General features: G+C 67.6%; 26 protein-coding genes. 21 read left to right on the plus strand and 5 right to left on the minus strand.

Features of this window, described 5'->3' with window-relative positions; translation table 11 throughout:
- Positions 1 to 127: 127 nt before the first annotated feature.
- Positions 128 to 835, minus strand: a complete 708-nt coding sequence (locus MUN23_RS09035) for a hypothetical protein (RefSeq protein WP_248763480.1) — start codon at positions 833 to 835, stop codon at positions 128 to 130.
- A 281-nt stretch (positions 836 to 1,116) separates the two neighbouring features.
- Between MUN23_RS09035 and MUN23_RS09040 the strand changes: the two genes are divergently transcribed.
- From MUN23_RS09040 to MUN23_RS09050, 3 genes are all read left to right on the plus strand, one after another.
- Positions 1,117 to 1,317: a hypothetical protein gene (locus tag MUN23_RS09040; protein WP_058932884.1), complete on the plus strand. Its 201-nt coding sequence runs from the start codon at positions 1,117 to 1,119 to the stop codon at positions 1,315 to 1,317.
- Between the two features lie 127 nt (positions 1,318 to 1,444).
- Positions 1,445 to 2,581: a sialidase family protein gene (locus tag MUN23_RS09045; RefSeq protein ID WP_248763481.1), complete on the plus strand. Its 1,137-nt coding sequence runs from the start codon at positions 1,445 to 1,447 to the stop codon at positions 2,579 to 2,581.
- Positions 2,574 to 2,861: a MoaD/ThiS family protein gene (locus MUN23_RS09050; protein ID WP_058930693.1), complete on the plus strand. Its 288-nt coding sequence runs from the start codon at positions 2,574 to 2,576 to the stop codon at positions 2,859 to 2,861. The genes MUN23_RS09045 and MUN23_RS09050 overlap by 8 nt, the downstream gene beginning before the upstream one ends.
- Positions 2,862 to 3,001: 140 nt before the next feature.
- Here MUN23_RS09050 and MUN23_RS09055 read toward each other — a convergent pair whose 3' ends face one another.
- Positions 3,002 to 3,238 carry a hypothetical protein gene (locus tag MUN23_RS09055; protein ID WP_248763482.1) on the minus strand — a complete coding sequence of 79 codons (237 nt, stop codon included), beginning with the start codon at positions 3,236 to 3,238 and terminating at the stop codon, positions 3,002 to 3,004.
- A 239-nt stretch (positions 3,239 to 3,477) separates the two neighbouring features.
- On the opposite strand from MUN23_RS09055, the gene MUN23_RS09060 reads away from it, so the two are divergent.
- Positions 3,478 to 4,554 (plus strand): ATP-dependent DNA ligase, encoded by a 1,077-nt coding sequence (locus MUN23_RS09060; protein WP_248763483.1) that lies wholly within the window; start codon positions 3,478 to 3,480, stop codon positions 4,552 to 4,554.
- Positions 4,555 to 4,671: 117 nt separating this feature from the next.
- Here MUN23_RS09060 and MUN23_RS09065 read toward each other — a convergent pair whose 3' ends face one another.
- Positions 4,672 to 5,991 carry an MFS transporter gene (locus MUN23_RS09065; protein ID WP_248763484.1) on the minus strand — a complete coding sequence of 440 codons (1,320 nt, stop codon included), beginning with the start codon at positions 5,989 to 5,991 and terminating at the stop codon, positions 4,672 to 4,674.
- Positions 5,992 to 6,224: 233 nt separating this feature from the next.
- On the opposite strand from MUN23_RS09065, the gene MUN23_RS09070 reads away from it, so the two are divergent.
- From MUN23_RS09070 to MUN23_RS09145, 16 genes are all read left to right on the plus strand, one after another.
- Positions 6,225 to 7,040: an IclR family transcriptional regulator gene (locus tag MUN23_RS09070; RefSeq protein ID WP_248763485.1), complete on the plus strand. Its 816-nt coding sequence runs from the start codon at positions 6,225 to 6,227 to the stop codon at positions 7,038 to 7,040.
- Positions 7,041 to 7,178: 138 nt separating this feature from the next.
- Positions 7,179 to 8,060, plus strand: a complete 882-nt coding sequence (locus MUN23_RS09075) for a shikimate dehydrogenase (protein WP_248763486.1) — start codon at positions 7,179 to 7,181, stop codon at positions 8,058 to 8,060.
- Positions 8,060 to 9,955, plus strand: coding sequence for a sugar phosphate isomerase/epimerase and 4-hydroxyphenylpyruvate domain-containing protein (locus tag MUN23_RS09080; protein WP_248763487.1), 1,896 nt, complete (start codon positions 8,060 to 8,062; stop codon positions 9,953 to 9,955). Before MUN23_RS09075 ends, MUN23_RS09080 begins: the two co-directional genes overlap by 1 nt.
- Before the next feature lie 59 nt (positions 9,956 to 10,014).
- Positions 10,015 to 10,797: a protocatechuate 3,4-dioxygenase subunit beta gene (gene pcaH, locus MUN23_RS09085; protein WP_248763488.1), complete on the plus strand. Its 783-nt coding sequence runs from the start codon at positions 10,015 to 10,017 to the stop codon at positions 10,795 to 10,797.
- Between the two features lies 1 nt (position 10,798).
- On the plus strand, positions 10,799 to 11,377 hold the full coding sequence (pcaG, locus tag MUN23_RS09090) for a protocatechuate 3,4-dioxygenase subunit alpha (protein WP_248763489.1): 579 nt from the start codon (positions 10,799 to 10,801) through the stop codon (positions 11,375 to 11,377).
- Positions 11,378 to 11,391: 14 nt separating this feature from the next.
- Entirely contained in the window at positions 11,392 to 12,891 is a 1,500-nt protein-coding gene (locus MUN23_RS09095; protein WP_248764037.1) for a lyase family protein, read from the plus strand.
- Positions 12,884 to 13,702, plus strand: a complete 819-nt coding sequence (locus MUN23_RS09100; RefSeq protein ID WP_248763490.1) for an alpha/beta fold hydrolase — start codon at positions 12,884 to 12,886, stop codon at positions 13,700 to 13,702. The genes MUN23_RS09095 and MUN23_RS09100 overlap by 8 nt, the downstream gene beginning before the upstream one ends.
- The gene (gene pcaC, locus MUN23_RS09105; RefSeq protein WP_248763491.1) at positions 13,699 to 14,139 is read left to right on the plus strand and encodes a 4-carboxymuconolactone decarboxylase; all 441 of its coding nucleotides are present in this window, start codon (positions 13,699 to 13,701) and stop codon (positions 14,137 to 14,139) included. The genes MUN23_RS09100 and pcaC overlap by 4 nt, the downstream gene beginning before the upstream one ends.
- Positions 14,136 to 15,350, plus strand: coding sequence for a thiolase family protein (locus tag MUN23_RS09110; protein ID WP_248763492.1), 1,215 nt, complete (start codon positions 14,136 to 14,138; stop codon positions 15,348 to 15,350). The genes pcaC and MUN23_RS09110 overlap by 4 nt, the downstream gene beginning before the upstream one ends.
- A 3-nt stretch (positions 15,351 to 15,353) precedes the next feature.
- Complete coding sequence (locus MUN23_RS09115) at positions 15,354 to 16,013, plus strand: 3-oxoacid CoA-transferase subunit A (protein ID WP_248763493.1); 660 nt, start codon at positions 15,354 to 15,356, stop codon at positions 16,011 to 16,013.
- A gap of 2 nt (positions 16,014 to 16,015) precedes the next feature.
- Positions 16,016 to 16,708: a 3-oxoacid CoA-transferase subunit B gene (locus MUN23_RS09120; RefSeq protein WP_248763494.1), complete on the plus strand. Its 693-nt coding sequence runs from the start codon at positions 16,016 to 16,018 to the stop codon at positions 16,706 to 16,708.
- Positions 16,709 to 16,817: 109 nt separating this feature from the next.
- Positions 16,818 to 17,630 (plus strand): IclR family transcriptional regulator C-terminal domain-containing protein, encoded by an 813-nt coding sequence (locus MUN23_RS09125; protein ID WP_248763495.1) that lies wholly within the window; start codon positions 16,818 to 16,820, stop codon positions 17,628 to 17,630.
- Between the two features lie 140 nt (positions 17,631 to 17,770).
- Positions 17,771 to 19,024, plus strand: coding sequence for a Re/Si-specific NAD(P)(+) transhydrogenase subunit alpha (locus tag MUN23_RS09130; protein ID WP_248763496.1), 1,254 nt, complete (start codon positions 17,771 to 17,773; stop codon positions 19,022 to 19,024).
- Positions 19,024 to 19,359: an NAD(P) transhydrogenase subunit alpha gene (locus tag MUN23_RS09135; protein ID WP_248763497.1), complete on the plus strand. Its 336-nt coding sequence runs from the start codon at positions 19,024 to 19,026 to the stop codon at positions 19,357 to 19,359. Before MUN23_RS09130 ends, MUN23_RS09135 begins: the two co-directional genes overlap by 1 nt.
- A complete protein-coding gene (locus tag MUN23_RS09140) occupies positions 19,356 to 20,729 on the plus strand; it encodes an NAD(P)(+) transhydrogenase (Re/Si-specific) subunit beta (protein ID WP_248763498.1) in 1,374 nt (457 codons plus the stop codon). The genes MUN23_RS09135 and MUN23_RS09140 overlap by 4 nt, the downstream gene beginning before the upstream one ends.
- A 49-nt stretch (positions 20,730 to 20,778) precedes the next feature.
- Positions 20,779 to 21,696: a diacylglycerol kinase family protein gene (locus MUN23_RS09145; RefSeq protein ID WP_248763499.1), complete on the plus strand. Its 918-nt coding sequence runs from the start codon at positions 20,779 to 20,781 to the stop codon at positions 21,694 to 21,696.
- Between the two features lie 47 nt (positions 21,697 to 21,743).
- On the opposite strand, the gene MUN23_RS09150 is transcribed toward MUN23_RS09145, so the two are convergent.
- On the minus strand, positions 21,744 to 22,589 hold the full coding sequence (locus MUN23_RS09150) for an ACT domain-containing protein (RefSeq protein ID WP_248763500.1): 846 nt from the start codon (positions 22,587 to 22,589) through the stop codon (positions 21,744 to 21,746).
- A 148-nt stretch (positions 22,590 to 22,737) separates the two neighbouring features.
- On the opposite strand from MUN23_RS09150, the gene MUN23_RS09155 reads away from it, so the two are divergent.
- The gene (locus MUN23_RS09155) at positions 22,738 to 23,844 is read left to right on the plus strand and encodes an FUSC family protein (protein ID WP_248763501.1); all 1,107 of its coding nucleotides are present in this window, start codon (positions 22,738 to 22,740) and stop codon (positions 23,842 to 23,844) included.
- Here MUN23_RS09155 and MUN23_RS09160 read toward each other — a convergent pair.
- Entirely contained in the window at positions 23,808 to 24,434 is a 627-nt protein-coding gene (locus tag MUN23_RS09160; RefSeq protein ID WP_248763502.1) for a thymidine kinase, read from the minus strand. The two genes, MUN23_RS09155 and MUN23_RS09160, sit on opposite strands and share 37 nt — an antisense overlap.
- Between the last annotated feature and the right edge of the window lie 90 nt (positions 24,435 to 24,524).

Below are 24,524 nucleotides of genomic sequence, written 5' to 3' on the forward strand. Positions count from 1 at the left end.
CCTTTGCTTTCAGACGCCTTGCGTTCAGCAGGTGAAGGGTGCGCCCGCTTGGAAACTGCGCCGAGGGCGTCCCGCCGGGTTTTGGCGGGACGCCCTCGGTAACAGTCCCCGGAGGCTCTGGCGGGCGTCAGCCCGCCGTCGGCGATTCCGTCCGGGACTTGCGGCGCACTGCAACCACAGTGCCCGCACCTAGCAGGACGCCCAGCCCGGCCAGCCAGGTAGTATTTTCATCTGATCCGCCGATGGCGGTTTGTGCGTTGAAGCCCTGGTTGGTGCCCTGGCTGACAGCGGCTGCTGCTGCGGCGGGCGCCTTGGCTGCGGCTGCCTTCGGTGCGGGCGTCTGCGTCGCCGGTGTGACCGCGCCGGCGGCCAGGGCGACCTCGGTGGTCGGGTCCACGGGCGGATCGACCGGCGGGTCCACGGGGGGATCGACAGGCGGGTCGACCGGGGGGTCAACGGGCGGGTCGACCGGGGGGTCAACGGGCGGGTCGACCGGCGGGTCAACCGGCGGATCAACAGGTGGGTCGACCGGGGGATCAACAGGTGGGTCGACCGGGGGATCAACAGGTGGGTCGACCGGGGGCGGTACAACGCAAGCCTGGGTAGGGTCACCACCCACGGGCCACCAGTTCAATCCGGCAGGCAGAAGAGGGTTCGGCGGGATGATGTCATCGTCGTGCCCGCCATGTCCCGCCAGGCCGTTCACCCCGTTGAGGTCGATGCTGATGGTGTGTCCGTTGTGGCAAAGAGTGAAGTTGTCTGCCGCGCTGGCCGGGGCCGTGACGCTGAGCATTGCCAGCCCCACTACTCCCAAAGTTGCGAATGTTCGTTTCATGGTTTTCGTCTCCCCAGACTGTTCCGAAAGGACCATGGCGGCGAGGGAGAGGCGGCGGTTCTGAATGCCCCCAGCAGCATGATCAGCTTTGCTTGTGGCTTCAGGCTAGGGGCGGCGGGCGGGTGCGGTCGCGAGTAGCGGGTACTCGTCTTTTTCCGCCTTTGACCTGCGGCGATACCTGCCCCTACGCGGAAACGGGAGCCCACTACTGAAGTGTTGCCCCCTTGAACGCGGACAGGGCGGAGCCTAACGTTGGAGCATACGAAAGGTGCGTGACCGGCATGGAAATCTACATGTGGTGGCTGGATCTGGACCTGCAAACCAAGGAATGGCTGAGGGAAAACCTCCGTGCGGCGGAACTGCCGCTGCCGGTGCTACAGGGCATCGCCGAAGCCGGCGGGCCGCATCCGGGTACCCCGGTGGCTGTCCTCACCGAAGCCGACTGGGATTTCATCGAGACGCAGTCCGAATTCGTCGACTGACCGGACGCCCCTGGCGCCGCCTGCACGGCAACGCCGGACCAGTTCACCCGGAGCAGTCCCCTCGGACCAGTCCACATAGCGAAGAAAAGCGTTGCGGCCCTCCGGCCGGGGGTGGTTGCATGGGTGCATGGCAACCGCAGAGAACTTTGTCTTAGCGATCGGGACCAAAAAAGGCCTCTGGCTGGCCACCAGCCAGGACCGGAAGCAATGGTCCTTCTCCGGCCCGCATTTCCTGATGAGCGAAATCCCCAGCATCGGGATCGACACACGGGACGGCCGTACCCGGATCATGGTGGGCGTCAGGTCCGAGCACTGGGGCCCTACTGTGGCCCATTCCGATGACCTCGGCGCCACCTGGACCGAACCTGAACAGGGCGCCATCACGTTCCCCGAAGACACCGGCGCGGCCGTGGAGCGCATCTGGCAGATCTACCCGGACGCAGAGTCGCGGCCAGGGGTGGTCTGGGCCGGTGCCGAACCGATTTCGGTCTGGAAATCCACCGATGGCGGCGAGCATTTCGAACTCAACCGCGGGCTATGGGACCACCCTCACCGCAGCGACTGGGGTGCGGGCTACGGCGGCGCCGCCGCCCACTCCATCGTGGTGAATCCGGCCGGGGACAACGTCCACGTCGCCATGAGCACCGGCGGTGTGTACCGCTCGCTCGACGGCGGTGAGTCCTGGGAGCCCCGCAACAAGGGTATTTCGGCCTACTTCATGCCGGACCCCAATCCTGAGTTCGGCCAGTGCGTCCACAAGATCGCGGCGGATGCCGCCGTGGAAGGACGGCTGTACGCGCAGAACCATCACGGCGTCTACCGCACGGATGACAACGGCGAAAACTGGAACTCCATCGCCGAGGGACTTCCGGCCGATTTCGGTTTTGTGATGCTGACGCACCCTCGCCGGGAAGGAACCGCCTGGGTTGTGCCGCTCAAGGCCGACGGCGAGCGGATCCCGCCCGACGGGAAGCTTGCCGTGCACCGAACGGACGATGCCGGGGCCAGCTGGAAGCGCCTGGATACGGGCCTGCCCAAGGGGGAGTACAACAGCGTCCTCCGCGACGCCGCGGGCGTGGATTCATCCGAGCCGGCCGGCGTCTACTTCGGAACACGCGGCGGCACGGTGTACGCCAGCGCGGATGAAGGGGAGACATTTGCTGAGGTTGTCAGCCATCTCCCCGACGTCCTGTGTGTCCGCGCCGCCGTAGTCTCTACGGCTGGATTGCCGGTTCCGGAAACGGCAGCGGCCCGCGGTGCCTGACATCAGCGTGGTACTACCCAGCATCCTCCAGCCGCTGGCCGGCGGCCAGTCCATCCTGACTGCGCCCGCCGACGGGACGGTGACGGTGGGAAGCCTGCTGGATTCGGTGACCGGGGATTACCCGGTGCTGGCCAGGCGGCTGCGGGACGAAACCGGGGCGCTTCGCCGGTACGTGAATATTTACGTTGCCGGTGACGAGGTGCGCCGGCTCCAGGGCCTGGAAACCGAGGTGTCGCCCGGCCAGGAGGTACTGGTTATCCAGTCGGTGGCCGGAGGTTAGGGCCGAAGTATCTCTCGGGCGGTCCGGCGGGCAGTCCTGACTGACTGCGCCCGCCGTCGTCGTCGTGCAAGACTCCGGAGTACAAGATTCAAGGGTGCAAAATTTCGCAAGTGGTGCTGCGCCAGCGGCCCAACACGCGGTCAAGCAATCCGCCAGACGGTGCATTCGTCCGTATTGATCGCTTTCCGCGAGCCGGTGTGATGGTCCATGATCCAGACAACGCCGATTCCCGGTGCTGTCTCCTGGACCCGGCCACGGCGGATGACCACGTCGTCGTAGCTGGGGCCTACGGAGAGGCGGGCCTCGATTTCATCGCCGCGGTGGAGCTGGTCCAGGGCGCGGACTCTTGTTACATGGGCTTTGGCTTCCTTCAACATGGGGGCCTCCTGGCTGGAGCTGGTGCCTGCGCTTGCCGGCACTTCCAGTGTGGCGGGGCAATGTTGCGCCCTGGTTTCCTCAACGTTAGGGGCGGGTTAGTTCTCCGCGATCGGTACGTTTCCGCCGGGACCACAGGCTTCGGCGAATCCCACACGTCAAACCCCGCTGCGGCCTTCAGTTGGGCATCGTGCCAGCTCAGGCCTACCGCCGGCGGGCCTCCCGGGCAAGAATGGGCACTATGCAACTTCCCGTGATGCCTCCCGTCCCGCCCATGCTCGCCAAGGCCGTCAGCGGAATGCCCGACGGGGCCCTCAGCTATGAGCCCAAATGGGACGGGTTCCGGTCCATCATTTTCCGCGACGGCGATGAGCTGGAGATCGGCAGCCGCAACGAAAAGCCCATGACCAGGTATTTTCCTGAGCTCGTGGAAGCCCTGAAGGAAAACCTGCCGCCCCGCTGTGTGCTGGACGGCGAGATTGTCCTGGTGGGGGCATCCGGTGACCGGCTGGATTTCGATGCGCTGCAGCAGCGGATCCATCCCGCCGCCAGCCGCGTCAAGCTCCTCGCCGAACAGACCCCCGCCATGTTTGTGGCCTTTGACCTGCTGGCCCTGGGCGACGACGACTACACCGGCCGGCCCTTCGCCGAGCGGCGGGCAGCGCTGGAAAAGGCACTCGCAGGCAGCAAGGCTCCCGTCCACCTCACGGCGGCAACCCAGGACAAGGCCACCGCCGAGCAATGGTTCCAGCAGTTCGAAGGTGCAGGCCTGGACGGGATTGTGGCCAAGCCGCTGGAGGGGAGCTACCAGCCGGACAAACGCGTGATGTTCAAGATCAAACACGAACGTACGGCCGATTGTGTGGTGGCCGGCTACCGCGTGCACAAGAGCGGACCGGACGCGATCGGCTCGTTGCTGCTGGGCCTGTACAAGGACGACGGCGGCCTGGCCAGCGTGGGTGTGATTGGGGCCTTCCCCATGAAGCGCCGGCAGGAGCTGTTCGAGGAACTCCAGACTTTGGTCACGGACTTCGACGGGCACCCGTGGGCGTGGGCCAAGCAGGCGGACGGCGAACGGACCCCGCGCAACGCGGAAGGCAGCCGCTGGAGCGCCGGCAAGGACCTGTCCTTTGTGCCCCTCCGGCCCGAACTGGTGGTCGAGGTCAGGTACGACCACATGGAAGGTGAGCGCTTCCGCCACACCGCCCAGTTCAACCGCTGGCGGCCGGACCGGGACCCCGAATCCTGCACTTACGCCCAGCTGGAGGAGCCGGTGAACTTTGACCTGGCGTCGGTGCTGGAGACCGGGCGGCCCTAGCAGCCCCGGCCACCCGCCGTCGTACTTTTTGCTGGCGGAATAGACCACTTTTCAACGGGGAAAGCCCGCCATTTGGGGGGATGGCGGGCTTTCCGGTCTCAAAATTGGGCTAGTGCGTTACTTCAGGCCGAGCTGCTTGGTGGGGACGTTGAACGTCTCCTTGGCCGTCAGGGCGGAGATGGCCGAGATGCCGCAGATGACGGCGGTGAAGATGCTGATCTGGACCCAGCCGCCGGGCTTGATGCCGCCCATCGCTGCCACAACGGCCGGGGCGAACCCTGCCATCAGGAAGCCCAGCTGGGTGCCGATCGCCAGGCCGGAGAAACGGACCTTGGTGCTGAACATTTCGGCGTAGAAGGACGGCCAGACCGCGTTGGAGGCCGCGTAGCCACAGGAGAAGAAGCCGATGGCCGCGAGGAACATCAGCGGGACGCTGCCGGATTCCAGGCTGAGCAGGAACACCGGGGTCAGGATGGCGCTGGCCACGGCACCGTAGATGAAGACGGGTTTGCGTCCGATCTTGTCTGCGAGCATGCCGAAGAGCGGCTGGGTGCCCAAAGCGACCAGGTTGGCTCCGACGACCAGCCAGAGTGTGGTGGTGCCGTCAACGCCGGCGACGGTCTTGGCGTAGCTGATGGCAAGGGTGCCGAACACGGTGGAGACGGCGGCGATGAAGGCACAGCAGACTACGCGGAGCACGTCGCGCCAGTGGTCCTTGAGGAGATCGGCGACCGGCAGCTTGGAGATCTGGGCGGTTTTCTGGGCTTCCTCGAAGGCGGGCGGTTCGTGCAGCGTGCGCCGGATGAAGAACGCAACAAGGACGACGACGGCGCTGAGCCAGAACGGGATGCGCCAGCCGATGCCGAACTTGATCTCGTCCGGGAGGGCGAGGACGGGGATGAAGACGAGGGCGGCGAGGATCTGGCCGCCCTGGGTTCCGGTGAGGGTCCACGAGGTGAAGAAGGAGCGGCGGTTGTCCGGTGCGTGCTCAAGCGTCATGGATGAGGCGCCGGCCTGCTCGCCTGCGGCGGAGAGGCCCTGGCAAAGCCGCGCCAGCACCAGCAGGGCCGGAGCCCACCAGCCCACGGTGTTGAAGTCCGGGAGGCAGCCGATCAGGAACGTTGAGGCGCCCATCAGCAGCAGCGTGAACATCAGGACCTTCCGTCGGCCAACCCGGTCACCGAAGTGGCCCAGGATGACGGCGCCCACCGGCCGTGCCACATAGGCAAAGCCGAAGGTGGCGAAGGACATAACGGCCGCGTTGGCCCCGGCGTCCGGGAAGAACACCGTGGGGAAGATCAGGGCGGCGGCGGAACCGAAGATGAAGAAGTCGTAGTATTCGACGGCGCTGCCCAGGAAGCTGGCGAGGGCTGCCTTCTTTGGCGTCCCGGCCGGGGCAACGGTGCCCGGCCCCGCGGACGGAAGTGTCTGGCTCATGGAGTTCCTTAGATGTGACGACGTTGTCGCGGATGGATCTGGAGGGTCGCAGCCGCAGCTGCCTGTGTGGAGGCCTGGTGCGGTGCGGCTGGAGTCCGTTGAAAGACCCGGACTAGTAGCCACATGGTGGGAGCTACTTGTGCGATACAGCAATGATGGCTGTGAGCACAGTCACTTGTCAAGAAAATAATCACCATCTAGAAATAGTTCCCACGATGTGGCAACATCGACGTATGAGTGTGAATCAAACCACAGTGCCCGACGACCTTGCCGCTGAGCCCAGGGCGCCCAAAGCTGACCGTACGGACATGGTGGGCAAGGCCCTGGGCCTGCTGGTCCTCCTGGGCGACGAGCCGCGCGGCGCCAGCGCCGCGGAGATCTCGCGGCGCGCCGACCTCCCCTTCAGCACCACCTACCGCCTGCTGGGATCCCTGACGCGGGACGGGTTTGTGGACTATGAGCCGGACGGCCGCCGCTACCACCTGGGCCTTCGAATCTTCCAGCTCGGCCAGCGCGTCTCCAACCATCACGGATTTGCCGGCACGGCGCTGCCGGTCCTGCGCCGCGTGACCGAGCGGACGGGGGAGGCCACCATCCTCAGTGTCCGCGACGGCCACCACCACCTCACGGTCAACAAGGTGGACGGCCCGCAGACCTTCCGGGTCACCAGCGATCCCGGGCATCTGGGCGCCCTGCACGCGACGGCCGTGGGCAAGGCGCTGGTGGCTTTTGCCGAGGATTCGGAGCGTGCGGCGCTGCTTGAAGAGCTCGAACTGGAACCCCTCACCGAACGCACCATCACAGACCGGGCCGCGTTCCGTGCGGAGATCGAGAAGGTCCACCGGCAGGGATATGCCGTGATGGACGAGGAGAACGAGAACGGCATGCGCGCCGTGGCTGTGCCGCTGCTTAATTCACAGGGCCACGCGTTCGCCTCCCTGGCCACCGCCGTTCCCGTGTTCCGCCTCAGCATGGAAGCCCTGCTGGCCCATGTGCCCCTGCTGCAGGAAGCCGCGGCAGAACTGGCTGCGCGCTTGCCACAACGGTAAAAAGCCTTGAAATGTTCGTATGTAGAACAAGCGTGCGAGAAGTGAACAAGTGTTGTACTGTAATCCCTATCACCCGACCCGCCGCGGACGCCTTGAGCGCCACCGCCCGCCGGGTTCCGTATCAAAGGAGCTGCCCGGATGAGCAATCGAACTGAGTCCTACCTTGTGGGACTGGTCGGCGACGGCGTTATGCCGTCACTCACTCCCCCCATGCACGAACGCGAAGGCGATATGCAGGGCCTGCGCTACCTCTACCGCCCCATCGACCTGCTGGAGCTCGGACTCTCCGGCGAAGCCGTGGGGGACCTGCTCAAGAGCGCCCGCAGCTTGGGCTTCAATGGCCTGAATATCACCCATCCGTGCAAGCAGCTTGTCCTGGCGCACCTGGACGAGGTCTCGCCGGATGCCCTCAGGCTCGGCGCCGTCAACACGGTGGTCATCGAGGACGGCCGTTTCATCGGGCACAACACCGACTTCTCCGGCTTCGCCGCCGCGCTCGCCTCCGGCCTCCCGGGTGCCCGGCTGGACCGCGTCGTCCAGCTGGGTGCAGGAGGTGCCGGTTCCGCCGTCGCCTATGCCCTGCTCACTGCCGGCGTGAAGGCGCTGGACCTGGTGGACGTGGACCCCGCCCGCTGCGCGGCACGCGCCGCAGAGCTGGCCGGCTTCTTCCCGGGCAGCACCGTCACGGCGCGTACGACGGCGGAGCTGCCGCAGCTGATGCCCCTGGCCGACGGTCTGGTGCACTGCACGCCCGTCGGCATGGCCGCCCACCCGGGCGTCCCGCTGGACCTGGACCTGCTGGAATCCCGGCACTGGGTGGCGGACATCGTCTACCGGCCCATCGAAACGGAACTGGTCCTGGGTGCCCGCGCCAAGGGCTGCGAGGTCCTGGATGGCGGCCGCATGGCCGTGGGCCAGGCGGCTGACTCGTTCCGGATTTTCACGGGACTGGAAGCCAACGCGGAGCGCATGCGCAGCCATTTCCTGGCGCTCGTGGCCAAGGAAGGGGTGGCAGCCTGATGCGCACCGGAATCGCCACGGTATGCCTCTCCGGCACCCTGAAGGAAAAGATGCAGGCCTGCGCCATCGCGGGCTTTGACGGCATTGAAATCTTCGAACCGGACCTGGTCACGTCGCCGCTCACGCCCGAGGACGTCCGTAAGATGGCGGCCGACCTTGGCCTCACGCTGGATCTTTACCAGCCGTTCCGCGACTTCGACAGCGTGTCCGACGACCTCCTGGCCGCTAACCTCCGGCGCGCCGAAGCCAAATTCAAACTCATGGCGCGGCTGGGCATGGACACCATCCTGCTCTGCTCCAACGTGGCCACCGCCAGCATCGACAGCGACGACCTCCGGGTGGAACAGCTCGGCCAGCTGGCCGCCCTGGCGGGGGACCACGGCGTCAGGGTTGCCTACGAGGCCCTGGCCTGGGGCAAGTACGTCAGCGACTACGAGCACGCCCACAAGCTGGTGGAAGCCGTGGACCACCCCAACCTGGGCACCTGCCTGGATTCCTTCCACATCCTGTCCCGCAACTGGGACACCGCCCCCATCGAGGCCTTCAACCCGGACAAGATTTTCTTCGTCCAGGTGGCGGACGCCCCCAAGCTCTCCATGGATGTCCTCTCCTGGAGCCGGCACTACCGGGTCTTCCCGGGCGAGGGCCAGTTCGAGCTCGCCAAGTTCATGGGCCACGTGGTCCGGGCCGGGTACAGCGGTCCGGTGTCGCTGGAGATCTTCAACGACGTCTTCCGCCAGTCGGACGTGGAACGCACCGCCGTCGACGCCATGCGCTCGCTCATCTGGCTGGAGGAACAGAGCGCCAAATGGCTGGACGCTGCTTCCGACGCCGGGACGGGCACCGGCGCTGCTGGCACCCAGGCCCCTGGCCGCCGTCGTTATCCCATGGAACTGGCCACGCTCCCGCAGGTGGCCGAACCGGCGGGCTACAACTTCGCCGAGGTCAGGGCCGCGGACACCCAGGGGCTGGAAACGGTCCTGGGCCAGCTGGGCTTCGAGTTCAACGGCCGACACCGCACCAAGGACGTGCAGCTCTGGAGCATGGGCCACGCCCGGGTGATCATCAACGAGGCCGCACCGGCAGACGGGGACGGCGCAGCGGGGGATGCGTCGCCCGCCATCGCCGCACTGGGGTTCGACGTCGCCTCCCCGGTGATTGCCGCCGCCCGCGCCCAGCAGCTGAGGGCCCCCGCGGTCCCGCGCAAGAGCCAGGCCAACGAGGAGGTGTTCCAGGGCTTCGCCGCCCCGGACTCCACCGAGATCTTCCTGTGCCAGGGCACTTCCGACGGCACCGCAGCGTGGACCGGTGAATTCGGAGAGGGACTGGAAAATCCCACCGCCGGCCCCACCGCTGTGATCGACCACGTCAACCTGGCGCAGCCGTGGCAGCATTTCGACGAGGCCGTCCTCTTCTACACGAGCGCCCTGGCGTTGGAGCCCCAGCCGTTCGCTGAGGTGCCCAGCCCCACCGGCCTGGTCCGTTCGCAGGTCATGGCCACCGGGGACCGCGCCGTGCGGCTGGTGCTGAACCTGGCGCCGCTGAACCAGCAGCGCAAGACCTACCAGGAACACATCGCCTTCGCGGTGGATGACCTGGTAGCCACCGCCAGGGACTGCAGGGCCCGCGGCCTGGAGTTCCTGCAGATCCCGGCGAACTACTACGTGGACCTGGACGCACGCTTCGGGCTGGCACCGGACTTCCTGGCCACGCTGCAGGAGCTGAACCTGCTGTACGACCGGGACGCCGACGGCGAATTCCTCCACTTCTACACGGCCACCGTGGGCAGTGTGTTCTTCGAAATGGTGGAACGCCGCGGCGCCTACGACGGCTACGGCGCCCCCAACGCCCCTGTGCGGCACGCCGTCCAGTACGACCACCTGCAGCACCGGTAAGACAACCACTCAGCAGCAACAACCACCTAGCAGCAACAACCAGAGAAAAGGAGGCCGCAGTGGAGACACAGCAGGATCTCAGTGCAGAGATCAACGCCATGGGCGATGCCTACGCGCGGGCGCTCAAGGACGGCGCCCCGGCCGAAACGCAGCCCCGGCTGGACTACGCGCCCTACCGCAGCAGCATCCTGCGGCACCCCACCAAAAGCCTGCACCACGCGGACCCGGAAACCATCGAGCTGTACTCGCCGGCGTTCGGCCACCAGGACGTGCACGCCCTGGAAGCTGACCTGACCATCCAGCACAACGGCGAACCCCAGGGCGAGCGGATCATCGTGGCCGGCAAGGTCCTGGACGGCGACGGCCGCCCGGTGGCCGGGCAGCTCGTGGAGATCTGGCAGGCCAACGCGTCCGGCCGCTACATCCACAAGCGTGACCAGCACCCGGCGCCGCTGGACCCCAACTTCACCGGCGTGGGCCGCTGCATCACCGGCCCCGACGGCTCGTACCGGTTCACCACCATCAAGCCCGGCGCCTACCCGTGGAAGAACCACGTCAACGCCTGGCGGCCGGCCCACATCCACTTCTCCATGTTCGGCACCGAGTTCACCCAGCGGATCGTCACGCAGATGTACTTCCCCGGCGACCAACTGTTCCCGCTGGACCCCATCTACCAGTCCATCGTGGACCAGGACGCCCGCGACCGGCTCGTGGCCAGCTACGACCACAATCTCACTGAGCCGGAGTGGGCGCTGGGCTACAACTGGGACATTGTCCTGACCGGCTCGAAGCGGACCTGGACCGAAAACGAGGCGCTCGGCGCAGCAGGAGACGAGGAATAACGTGAACACACCCACCCAGCTTGTTCCCACCCCCGGCCAGACCGTCGGCCCGTTCTATGGCTACGCCCTGCCGTTCGTGAAGGACAACGAACTCCTGGCGCCCGGATCGCCCGGCTCCATCCGCCTTCAGGGCACCGTGTATGACGGCGCCGGGGAAACCATCCCGGACGCCATCCTGGAGATCTGGCAGCCCGACGCCGACGGCAGGATCGTGCAGCAGACCGGTTCCCTGGTCCGCGACGGCTACACCTTCACCGGCTGGGGCCGCGCTTCCGTGGGCCACTCCGGCGTCTACACTTTCACCACCGTGAACCCGGGCCCCACCGAGCAGGTCCCCGGAAAACCAGTGGCCGCGCCGTTTATTTCAGTGGCCGTGTTTGCCCGCGGCCTGATGAACCGACTTTTCACCCGCGTGTACCTGCCGGAGAACGGGGAAGCCCTCGCCAAGGACCCGCTGCTGAGCTCCCTGGACCCGGAGCGCCGCCAGACGCTCATTGCCCGCCGCGATCCCGACGGCGGACTCACCTGGGACATCCGCCTGCAGGGCGAGGGCGAAACAGTCTTCCTGGACTTCCAGTGACGGACGCTGCCGGCATGGACGGTACCGGCCACTTCGGAAGCGCGGCCGACGGTGACGTCGGCCTGCTGAGTCCTGTCTCGGCGTCGCCCCTGGTGACGGCGCTGACCGGTGACCGCGCCGTGCTGGCGGCGATCCTCGCTGTTGAGTCCGGCTGGGCCGCCGTGCTGGAGAAGGCGGGCCTGGCGCCTGCCGGTTCCGCCGCCGTCGTGGCCTCCGCCGCCGAGGCGGGACGCTTCGACGCAGCAGACATCGCGCTCCGGGCCCAGGGCGGCGGCAACCCCGTCATTCCGCTGCTGGCAGACCTGCGCAAGCATGTCACCGCGCTCGATGCCGGCCGTGTGGGTGCCTTGAAGGCGGTCCACACCACGCTGACCAGCCAGGACGTGCTGGACACGGCCCTGATGCTGCTCGCGCGCAACACCGTTGAGGCGGTGCTGGCGGATCTGAAATGCACGACGGCGGCGCTCGCCACGTTGGCGGAACAGCATGCGGACACGCTGGGCGTGGGTAGGAGCCTGACCCAGCATTCCCTGCCTTTTACGTTTGGGCTGCGGGCAGCGCAGTGGTTCCACGGGTTGGCCGCCGCAGGCCGGCAGCTGGGCAACGTGCAGTTCCCGGTGCAGTTCGGCGGGGCGGCCGGAACGTTGGCCGCCGGGACCGTGCTGACCGCAGGCTCGGCCACCAGCCCCTTTGACCTGGCCGACTCACTGGCCCGGCAACTGGGCCTGGCCGCAGCACCGGCACCCTGGCACACCAACCGGTTGGCCGTCACGGCGCTCGGCAATTCGCTGGCCTCGGTGCTGGACGCAGCGGGCAAAATCGCCGCGGACGTCCTGTTCCTGAGCCGGCCTGAAGTGGCCGAACTCGCCGAACCGCGCGCCGCCGGCCGGGGCGTCTCCTCGGCCATGCCGCAGAAGCAGAACCCGGTATTGTCGGTCCTCATCCGCAGCGCCGCCCTCCAGTCACCGCAGCTGGTGGCCCAGCTGCACCTGGCCGCGGCCAACTTCAACGACGAACGCCCGGACGCCGCCTGGCACACGGAATGGCCGGCCCTGCGCCAGCTTCTCCGCCTGGCACTCGGCGTGGCCGGACAGCTCCGGGAGCTTGCCGAAGGCCTGCAGGTTTTCCCCGACGCCATGCGCCGCAACCTGGACGTTGCCGGGCCGCTGCTCCTGGCCGAAGGGGTGGGCGCCGCAGTGGCCCCGCTGCTGGCCGAACAGGATGGCCGCAATGGCAAGGAGCAGCTGCAGGCCGTGGTGGACGGGACGCTCCAGACGCCCACCGCCGATCAGGGCGCCACCTACCGGCGGCTGCTCCGCGAGGCCGTCCCGGCGGAGACGCTTTCCGATGGGCAGCTGGCGGAACTCCTGGACCCGGCCGGCTACCTGGGCCAGGCCGCCGAGATCTCCCGGCGCATCCTCGCCGCGTTTCCGGACTTTGCGCTTGTCGCATCGGATTCTTCAGCAGTCACTAATTCAGCACACAACGACGCGAACGGAGCCAACCGTGGCTAAACCGACCCTGAAGGCAGTGCTGCTTTCGCCCCAGCGCCCACTGGGGGACAGGCCCCTGCTCGTCGCCGGACCGTCCCTGGGCACGTCCACCCTCCTGTGGACCGAGGCGGCAACACTGCTCGGCACCGACTACGACGTGGTGGCCTGGGACCTGCCCGGCCACGGCGTCTCACCGGCAGCCACCGAAAGCTTTGACGTGGCCGACCTCGCGGACGCCGTGGTGGACCTGGTGGACACCATCGCCCCCGGCGCCGGCTTCCACTACGCCGGGGTTTCGCTGGGCGGCGCCACCGGCCTCCAGCTGGGCATCAAGCACGGCGATCGCCTCAAGAGCCTGTCCATCCAGTGCACCGGCGCCAAGATCGGCACCCCCGAAGCCTGGTTGGAACGCGCCGAAACCGTGCGCACCCAGGGCACTCCCGTGATGATCCAGGGTTCCGCGCAGCGCTGGTTCGCGCCGGGATTTATGGACCGTGAGCCCGAGCGGAGCAGCAGGCTCCTGCACTCCCTTCGCGACACCGACCGCTTCAGCTACGCCTTCTGCTGCGAAGCCCTGGCAGGCTTCGACGTCCGTGCCGAACTCGGCAGCATCAGCGTCCCCACCCAGGCGGTGGCCGGCGCGGCGGACACTGTTGCGCCGCCGTCGATGGCCCAGGAAACCGTTGACGGGATTACCGCCGGCGGCGGTACGGCGAATGCTGTGACGCTCGAGGGAGTGGCGCACCTGGCCCCCGCCGAGGCCCCCGCCCACGTCGCCGAACTGCTGCGGACCCTCATCACCTGGAGCGAATCCCGCAGGGCAGCCAAGTGAGCGGCGCAGCCCCGAACGGGGGAGAACGGAACGGCGTCGTCCAGCCCGATGCCACCAGCCAGGAGATTTACGACGGCGGCATGGTGGTCCGCCGCGAGGTGCTGGGCGCCGCGCATGTGGACCGGGCCAACGCCAACAAGGACGGGTTCACCGAGGATTTCCAGGACATGATCACGCGGATCGCGTGGGGTGGCATCTGGACCCGGCCGGGCATCTCACGGCAGATGCGCTCGGCCGTGACCATCACCGCGATGGTGGCGCACGGGCACTGGGACGAGCTGGCCATGCATATCCGCGCGGCCCTCACCAACGGCCTGAGCAGGGACGAAATCAAGGAAATCCTGCTGCAGACCGCGATCTACTGCGGCGTTCCCTCCGCGAACACAGCTTTCAAGACCGCACAGCAAGTTTTTAAGGAAATGGACACCAACTCATGAACCAGGCTTTTGTGTACGACGCCGTTCGCACGCCTTTCGGTAAGTTCGGCTCGGGGCTCGCGGCGGTCCGCCCGGATGACCTTGCCGCGCACGTGATCACCGAGTCCGTGAAGCGGGCTCCGGGCCTCGATCCCGAGCGGATCGACGAGGTTGTCTTCGGCAACGCCAACGGCGCCGGCGAGGAGAACCGCAACATCGCCCGGATGGGCACACTGCTGGCCGGGCTGCCGGTGTCGATCCCGGGCACCACGGTGAACCGGCTCTGCGGCTCTTCCCTCGACGCCGCGATCATCGCCTCCCGCCAGATCAACGCCGGCGACGCCGAGCTCATGCTGGTGGGCGGCGCCGAGTCCATGTCCCGGGCTCCCTGGGTCCTGCCCAAAACCGAGAAGCCCTACCCCGCCGGGGACATGACCCTGGCGTCCACCACGCTGGGCTGGCGCCTGGTGAACACGGCCATGCCCCAGGAGTGGACCATCTCCCTGGGCGAGGCCACCGAGCGGCTCCGCGAGAAGTACGGCGTGACCCGCGAGGCCCAGGACGAGTTCGCCGCGAACTCCCACAACCTCTCCGCCGCTGCCTGGGATGAGGGTTTCTACGACAACCTCGTGGCCCCGGTGCCGGGCACCGACCTGGTCCGTGACGAAGGCATCCGCGCCGGCTCCTCAGCCCAGAAGCTCGCGGGGCTGAAGACCGTTTTCCGCACCGAGAACGGCACCGTCACCGCCGGGAACGCGTCCCCGCTGTCCGACGGCGCCTCCGCGGCCTGGATCGGCAGTGAAGCGGCCGCCGGGCTGCTCGGACTGGAACCGCTGGCCCGCATCGCCGGCCGCGGCGCGCACGGCAACGATCCGCAGTTCTTCGGCTACGCCCCGGTGGAGGCCGCGAACAAGGCCCTCGCGAAGGCAGGCATCGGCTGGGACCAGGTAGGCGCCGTCGAACTCAACGAAGCATTCGCCGCACAGTCCCTGGCGTGCGTCAACGCCTGGGGCATCGATCCTTCGATCGTGAACCGCCACGGCGGCGCGCTCGCCATGGGGCACCCCCTGGGCGCGTCCGGCACCCGGATCCTGGGCACCCTTGCCCGGTCCCTGCAGGCTTCCGGTGAGCGCTGGGGCGTCGCCGCCATCTGCATCGGAGTGGGCCAGGGCCTCGCCGTAGTGCTCGAAAACGTAACGGCCGGGACCGGCACCAGCACAGGAAAGGCATAGGAAATGCTGACATTTGTTGATTCCGTAAACGAGGCCGTGTCCGGCATCAAGGACGGCTCCACCGTGATGATCGGCGGGTTCGGCAACGCCGGCCAACCGTTCGAACTCATCGACGCGCTGATGGACTGCGGCGCCAAGGACCTGACCGTGGTGAACAACAACGCCGGCCAGGGCGACCAGGGCCTGGCGCTGCTGATCAAGGAAGGCCGGGTGAAGAAGATGATCTGCTCCTTCCCGCGGCAGTCCGATTCCTGGCACTTCGACGCCAAATACCACGCTGGCGAGATCGAGCTGGAGCTCGTGCCGCAGGGCAACCTGGCCGAGCGGATCCGCGCCGCCGGTGCCGGCATCGGCGGCTTCTTCACGCCCACCGGCTACGGCACCATGCTGGCCGAGGGCAAGGAAACCCGCATCATCGACGGCCGCGGCCAGGTTTTTGAAACCCCCATCCACGCAGACGTGGCGCTGATCAAGGCGCTGAAGGCCGACGGCGTGGGGAACCTTGTTTACCGCAAGACCGCGCGGAACTTCGGCCCCATTATGGCTGCTGCCGCGCAGCACACGGTGGTCCAGGTGTCCGAGATTGTCCCCACCGGCGGGCTCGATCCCGAAAACGTCGTGACCCCCGGCATCTACGTCAACAGCATCGTGAAGGTGGCCTGAACATGAGCGCACAGACCAACAGCCAGGCCAGTATTCAGACGTCCGAGAGGCCCCTGGGCCGCGACCAGCTCGCCGAACTCGTGGCCCGCGACATCGCGCCCGGCTCGTTCGTGAACCTCGGCATCGGCCAGCCCACCCTGGTCTCCAACTACCTCAAGCCGGAGCAGAACATCACGCTCCACACGGAGAACGGCATGCTGGGCATGGGCCCAGCGGCTGAAGGGGACGACATCGACGGCGACCTCATCAACGCCGGCAAGATCCCGGTCACGGAGCTGCCGGGGGCCTCCTACTTCCACCACGCGGACTCGTTCGCGATCATGCGCGGCGGCCACCTGGACATCTGCGTGCTCGGCGCGTTCCAGGTCTCGGCAACCGGCGACCTCGCCAACTGGCACACCGGCGCCCCTGACGCCATCCCCGCTGTGGGCGGCGCGATGGACCTCGCCACCGGCGCCAAGGACGTGTTTGTGATGATGACGCTCCTGACCCGCGAGGGTGCGTCGAAGATCGTGGAGGCGTGCACGTACCCGCTCACCGGCGTCGGCTGCGTGACGCGCGTGTACACGGACAAGGCCGTCTTCCTCACCGGGCCCGACGGCGTCACTGTCCGTGAGACGTTCGGCTGTACCTTCGAGGAACTCCAGGACCTGGTAGCCGTCCCGCTCAAGTCAGCCGCCGCCGTCGTTGGTTGAGCCTGTCGAAACTAACCCCCCACCCACGGCGCGAACAGGCAGATAATCCCCTCAAACCCGTGATTTGAGGGGATTATCTGCCAGTTCGCGCCGAATAGGATTGGTAACCATGACCAACGCACCTGCAGACTCACGGGCCGCCCCGCATGCGAGTGACCACTACGTGCAGTCGCTGGCGCGCGGGCTGGCCGTGATCCGCGCCTTTGATACCGACCACCCGGTCATGACCCTCACCGAGGTGGCGGCACGGACGGACCTGACAAGAGCCACAGCCAGGCGCTTCCTGCACACCCTCGTGGAGCTGGACTACGTACGGACCGACGGCAAGACGTTTGCGCTGACGGCCAAGGTCCTGCAGCTCGGCTACGCCTACCTCAGCGGTCTGTCCCTGCCGCAGCTGGCCCAGCCCCACCTGGAGGAACTGTCCCTCAAGCTGGGCGAATCCACGTCGGCGGCGGTGCTGGACGGTACGGACATCGCCTACATCGCAAGGGTGACCACGCGCCGCATCATGAACGTCGGCATCACCGTGGGCACCCGCTTCCCGGCTTACGCTACGTCCATGGGCAGGGTGCTGCTCGCGGCCCTGCCGCCCGCCGGACTCAAGGACTACCTGGCTGCGGCCGAGATCAAACCGCTGACGCCGCACGCGCTGGGCACAGTCCCCGAGCTGTTGGCGGTGCTGGACACGGTCCGGGCCCAAGGCTGGTGCCTGCTGGACCAGGAGCTTGAGATCGGGCTGATGTCCGTTGCCGCTCCCGTGTACGACGGGCCAACCAAAGTGGTGGCCGCGGTGAACGTGTCCCTCCAGGCCCAATCGGTGGCGGCCCAGCCGGACCCGGAAGCGTATCTGGCCGCCGTGACCCGGGAAATCGTGGCTACCGCGAAGCTCGTCTCGGCGGACCTGACCGCACGGCGCTGAACGCCCGGTGCTGGCCGCGGCAGGCAGTCGCGCGAAAAGGCAGCAAATGCCCCCAAAACGCGAATCTGAGGGAATTAGCTGCCAGTTCGCGCAAGGGGTCATAGACTCGAGCCAACTACGTCCGTAAGGGAGTTGGCGGTTTGAAACTGGGCATACCGCGGGAACGTCATGAGGGTGAGCGGCGTGTGGCCGCCACGCCGGAAACGGTCAAGCAGCTGGCGGGGCTTGGCCTGGACATCCTGATCGAGGCAGGAGCAGGGGCCGCCGCCGGCCACTCGGACCACGATTACGCGGACGCCGGCGCCCGCATCGTCGAGGACCTGGATCCCGGCGAACTGAACGTCCTGGTCCACGTCCGCCCGCTGGAACCCCCGACGGCGGCAGCCCTGAAGAGGGGCGCCGTCACGGTTGGCCTGGCCTCGCCGTCGTCCGAACTCGCCACCGTACAGGCGCTCGTGGAGGCCGGCGTCACCGCCTTCGCCCTGGAACTGGTGCCCCGCATCTCGCGCGCACAGTCCATGGATGCGCTCAGCTCCCAGGCCCTGGTGGCCGGCTACCGCTGCGTGCTCGAAGCCGCCATCCGGCTCCCGCGCTTTTTCCCGCTGTACATGACTGCCGCCGGCACTGTCCCGCCCGCCCGGGTGCTGGTGCTGGGCGCCGGGGTTGCCGGGCTGCAGGCCATCGGCACCGCAAAACGGCTGGGGGCCCGGGTCTCCGCCAACGACATCCGGCCCGCCTCCGCTGACGAGGTCGCGTCGATGGGCGGCACGTTCATCAGGCTGGATCTGGAAACGGCGGAGGCATCGGGTGGCTACGCCCGCGAACTCAGTGCCGACCGCGGCGCCCTCCAGCGAGAACTCCTCGCCCCGCACGTCGCCGTGGCGGATGTCCTGATTACGACGGCGGCCGTCCCGGGCAGGCGCGCACCGCTCCTCGTGAGCCGCCAAATGGTGCAGGGCATGCGCCCCGGCTCCGTCGTCGTCGACCTCGCCGCGGAATCCGGCGGCAACGTTGAGGGCGCTGTTCCCGGCGAGGACATCCTGGTCCCGACCGCCGACGGGCAGGGCTACGTCACCCTGGTGGGGCTGAAGGACGCACCGTCCGCGATGGCGCAGGACGCGTCCCGACTGTATGCCAAGAACGTGGCCAACCTGCTCGCCCTGATGGTCCGGGACGGCACCGTTGCCCCCGATTTCGACGACGACGTGATCGCCTGCGCGTGCCTCACGCACGACGGCGCGGTGCGGCACCTGCCCACGGCCGAGGCCCTGGCGGCACTTGACCCCGCCCTGCCCGACCATGCGCCCCGGGTCCACGACGATCTGGTCCGGAACGACGGGATCCGGATCGAGCGGCTCCAGCACGACAAGGTCCAGAACGAGGGGGGAATCTGATGGACGGCATGAGTCTGCTGACGGTCACCGTGCTGGCGGTGTTTGTGGGCTTCGAAGTGGTTTCCAAGGTCTCCAGCACCCTGCACACGCCGTTGATGTCCGGCGCGAACGCCATCCACGGCATCATCCTGGTGGGCGCCATCATCGTGGCGGGCCAGGCCGCGGACCCTTGGATCCTGGCCGTGGCGCTGCTCGCCGTGGTGCTGGCCACCGCCAACCTGGTGGGCGGCTTTGTGGTGACGGACCGGATGCTGCATATGTTCCGTGCCCGGAAAGACGTGGTCCGCCAGGAAGCCCCGGCTAAGGAAGCCACCGGCAGGGAGGACGCAAAGTGACCCTCCTCGACCCGGTCTGGACCTCGCTCCTTTACCTCGCCGCCGCGGTGTTCTTCATCCTTGCCCTTCGTGGCCTCAGCTCGCCCCGGACTGCTCGCCGCGGCAACCTGATCGGCGCCTTCGGTGCGCTCCTCGCCGTCGTCACGGTCTTCCTTTCCGCCCGGCTGGACAACATCCCCTGGATCATCGGTGCCATCGCGGTGGGGTCCGCCGTGGCCGCACCGGTGGCCCGGCGCGTGCAGATGACCCAGATGCCGCAGCTCGTGGCGCTGTTCAACGGGGTGGGCGGCGGCGCCGCAGCCCTGGTGGCGCTGCTGGAACTCAGCCACACCGCCGACCCCTGGGTCCGGCTGGCCATCGTCTTCACGCTCCTGGTGGGGGCCGTGTCCTTCGCCGGCTCCGGGGTCACCTTCGCCAAACTCCAGGAGCTGATGACCACCCGGCCCATCGTTTTTCCGGGCCTCCCCGTGGTGATGGCAGCGGTGCTGCTCGCCGCCGTGGGTACCGCCGTCGCCGTCGTCCTGACCGGTTCCCTGGCGCTCGCGGTGCTGTTGATGGTGCTGGGTTTGGCCGCCGGCGTCCTGCTGGTGCTGCCGGTGGGCGGTGCTGACGTGCCCATCGTCATTTCGCTGCTGAACGCGTTCACCGGCCTGGCCGTGGCGGCGTCCGGTGTGGTGCTGGGCAACGTGCTGCTGGTGGTGGCCGGCACGCTGGTGGGCGCCTCCGGTACTATCCTCACCCGGGCCATGGCCGCCGCGATGGGCCGCAGCGTGGCCGGCATCCTGTTCGGCGCCTTCAAGGGAGGTTCGACGGCGGGATCCACCGCCGTGAGCGAACGTCCCGTCAGGTCCTCCACTGCGGAGGACGTGGCGGTGCTCCTGGGCTACGCGCAGCGCGTGATCATCGTGCCCGGCTATGGCCTGGCGGTGGCGCAGGGCCAGCACACAGCGGCCGAGCTGGCCCTGGCCCTTGAGGCGCGCGGGATCGAGGTGGACTTCGCCATCCATCCCGTGGCGGGCCGCATGCCGGGGCACATGAACGTGCTCCTGGCCGAGGCGAACGTGCCGTACGAATCGCTCAAGGAGATGGGCGAAATCAACTCCGAATTCCGGATGGCCGACGTCGCGTTGGTGGTGGGCGCCAACGATGTGGTGAACCCGGCAGCGAAGACGTCCTCCGGCTCGCCGATCTACGGCATGCCCATCCTGGAAGTGGCCGACGCCCGCCAGGTGATCTTCCTGAAACGCTCCATGCGGCCAGGATTCGCGGGCATCGAGAACGAGCTCCTGTACGAGCCGCAGACCTCGCTGCTCTTCGGCGACGCCAAGGATTCCCTGGCCAAGGTGCTGGGCGCGGTGAAGGCGCTGTAGCGAAGTACGCTGTCCCAAAGGCCCCATTCCCATGTCAGCGAAGGAAACCATGCCAGCCAACAGCTCCACGTCCCTCAAGCGCCCGGCCATCATCATCAATCCTGCCAAGCCGGTGGACATCGACGTGCGTGCCCTGGCGGCGAAGCATTGCTCGGCGAACGGCTGGGGCGAGCCCATCTGGCTCGAGACCACCAAGGAGGACCCCGGCGTCGGCCAGGCGAAGGAGGCACTCAAGCAAGGGGCCGACGTCGTTATTGCCGCCGGCGGCGACGGTACCGTGCGGTGTGTGGCCGAGGTCCTTTCCGGCGGGGACGTGCCCATGGGGTTGCTTCCGTTCGGCACGGGAAACCTCCTGGCCCGGAACCTGGGCATGGACGTCACCGATTTTGACGGGGCCATGGCCGGGGCCCTGGCAGGCACGGAGCGGAAGATCGACGTGGTCCGGGCCGCCCGCAATGATCCGGACAAGGAGCAGGTCTTCCTCGTCATGGCCGGAGTGGGCTACGACGCCACCATCATGGCCGACACCAACGAGGACCTCAAGGACAAGGTGGGCTGGCTGGCCTACGTGGACGCCGGCATCCGGAACCTGCCCGGCAAACCGGTGAAGGCAACCATCGTCCTCGACGGCAAGACAGTAGTACACCGCGGGGTCCGCAGCGTGATGGTGGGCAACTGCGGCAAGGTCCAGGGCAGACTGGAGATCTTCCCGGACGCCAAGATGGATGACGGCCTGCTGGACGTGGCCGTGCTGGCACCGAGGGGGAAATTCGGGTGGTTCTCCGTGGTGGCCGGCATGATCGGCAAGGGCCGCGGTAAAGACACGTCCGTCGAGTACTACCAGGGGAAATCCGTGGAGGTCACCCTCGAGCACAACGATGACTACCAGCTCGACGGCGACCACGAGGGCGACGGCAAGCACGTCCTGATGACCATTGAGCCAGGCGCGCTGACCATCCGGATGTAACCCCAACTAGCTCGCACCTAACGTCGTCAAACGCGGGAATGACGACATTAAATGCCAGTCACTTGGGAGGGCTCCGGCCGGTGGGCCAGGATTTCGGCGAGCTCGGCGAGCCGGTGCGCGCGGGCTGACTCGGCGGGTGTGAACGGTTCGCCGGGACGGGCGAAGGTGATGGGTCCGTGCCAGGCGGTGGGGATCTTCAGGCGGGTGCCGGCGTCGTCCGCTTCCAGGATTGCCTCCGCGGGGGTGAGGATGCGGGCACGAAGCAGCTCGGCGACTGCCAGCGGCAGCTCGTCCGGGGCGTCGGCGATTCGTGCCGCCAGGCTCAGCGCCTTCGTCTGGCCGTCCGCCATGGCCAGCGCGGTGGTGGGCCAGACCCGCGAACTCGAGCCGCCGGCGTCGTGCAGTGCCTCCAGCAGGTGCCGTTCACTGAGGTTCCCCGGCGCCGAGAGCACAAACTCGTCCAGCACGCCGCCGGCAACGGGGTGGACGTGGATGCTGAGGATGTTGGTGTCCAGGCGGGCCAGCGCCCGGGTGATTTTCTGCAGCGAACCCGGGTGGTCCTGGAGCACCGTGCGCGCCCGCCACAACGCCGGTGCGCTGCCCAGCTTCCTGTGGTGCCGGAGCGCCGGCGCGTGCAGCCAGCCGCGGAGCATGCGGGCGGCGGAGGGCTCCGCCACCCAGATCACCAGCACGGTGGCCGTGAGCGTGAGGACCAGCACCTTGGCAAGATACGGCAGGTGCGTTCCCACTACGAGGGCGTGGACCAACAGTTCGATCGGGAGCATAACGGCCACGTTGGCCACGGTCAGGCGGGTTTTGGTGGGTTCCGGCATCAGGCCGCAGACTTCACAGCTCAAATCAGCCGCGGCAGGGTTCCTTGCAGTGGGCTTCATGCCTCAAGGATCACAGCGGGGTGTTTCGGCCGCGTTGCCCTGCCGTTCCGATTGTGGGAACAGGCTGCGGCGTAGGATCGATGGGGACGTCAGCGCGGCCGCCCGCCAGTGATGTACCCGTTGTACCGCAGGAAGGCGCCATCAGCACGTGAAGATCCTCGCTGAGATGTTCAGCATCGCTCCCGCCAACAAGGACCACCACCCGGCGCTCCGCTGCGCCGTGGGGGTGTTTGTTCCGCTCCTTGCCCTGGTGCTGCTGGGCCGGCTGGACCTCGCGATCTTCGCGTCTTTCGGCGCATTCACGGGAATCTACGGCCGTGGCGAGCCGCACGGATCGCGCTTCTTCCTTCAGCTCCGCGCGGGCCTGCTGATGCTGCTGATCATTCTGCTGGCCGCGCTCGCGGCCCGCGCCGGCGGGGTCTGGGGGGTGGACGGGGACAACACCACGTGGCTTCTGGTCCTGGCCACTACCCTGGTGGCCGGCGGCTGCTCCGTGGCCATCTCGTGGCTTCGGCTGCGGCCTGCCGGGTCGCTGTTCCACATCTTTGCTTTCGCGGCCATTGCCTCGATCCCCAACCAGCCGCCGCTCTGGGAGGGCATGCTGGTGGCCGTCCTGACCACCGCCTTCTGCCTGCTGATCGGCTTCTCTTCGCGGGTGCTGCCCAGCCACCGCACACCCTGGGTCTGGCCGCGCCCGCTCCGCCGCACTCCGGATGAGCGGCGGGCGGCCTGGCTGGAAGGCCTGGGCTATTTCGTGGCCGCCGGGCTGGCCGGTTCGTTGGCCACCCTGGCCGGCCAAAGCCTGGGTTTTGGCCATAACTACTGGGCCATGGTGGCCGCAGTGGTCCCGCTCGTGGGGCACACCACCGTGCACCGGGTCCGCCGCGGCGTGCAGAGGATCATCGGCACGGTCCTGGGGCTCGTGGTGCTGGCCGGGATCCTCCTGCTGGGCCTGCAACCCTGGCAGACCGTGCTGGTTATGGCCCTGTGCCAGTTCGGCGCCGAGTTGTTCATTGCCCGCCAGTACTTGCTGGCGCAGGTCTTCGTGACGCCGCTGGCCCTGATCTCCACGCTGCTGGTGGCGCCGGCCTCGCCTACCAGCCTGCTCCGCGACCGGATCGTCGAGACGGTGATCGGTGCCGCCGTCGGCATTGCGGTGGTGCTGGCGCCTGTCCTTTGGCGGCGGGTGTGGCGGGCGCGGGTTCGCCGGGGATCAGCTCACGAGCCCAGGCGGCCGCCGGACTCCTCCAGATAGCAGGAGCCGCACAAGGATTCGTACCAGACGTCCTGGCCGTCGATGGCCACCTGGTCGCCGTCGAACACCACCTCGTTGCCAACGCGCCGGGTGTTGAAGATGGCCTTGCGCCCGCACCGGCAAATGGTCTTGAGCTCTTCCAGCGTGTGGGCGACCTCCATCAGCCGGCGTGATCCCGGGAAGGCATGCGTCAGGAAGTCTGTCCTGATGCCGTAGGCGAGGACGGGCACGTTGTCCAGGACGGCGACGCGGAACAGGTCATCCACCTGGTCCGGGGTGAGGAACTGGGCCTCGTCCACCAGCAGGCAGGCCACCGGTTTCTGGTCCACGTGCTCCAGCAGGGCGTCGGGGTCATCGCCGGCGGCATGGGCGGCGAAGAGCTCACGCACAGGCGTGGTGGCGGAGATCAGGAAGTCCACGGACCGGGTCATGCCCAGCCGGGACACAATGTCGGTATCGCCTTTGGTATCCACATCGGGCTTGGCGAGAAGGACACGCTGGCCCCGCTCCTCGTAGTTGAAGGCGGCCTGCAGGAGCCCGGTGGACTTTCCCGAGTTCATGGCGCCGTAGCGGAAGTAGAGCTTGGCCAAGGGGGTCCTTTCAATGGGTCCGGCTATCGATCTTATGCCGTACGCCCCAGGGACACGGCTGCAGCCTGTCCTGCGGACCTTGCCCGCCGC

It is taken from the genome of Pseudarthrobacter sp. SSS035, assembly GCF_023273875.1.
In the GTDB taxonomy this organism is placed as follows: domain Bacteria; phylum Actinomycetota; class Actinomycetes; order Actinomycetales; family Micrococcaceae; genus Arthrobacter.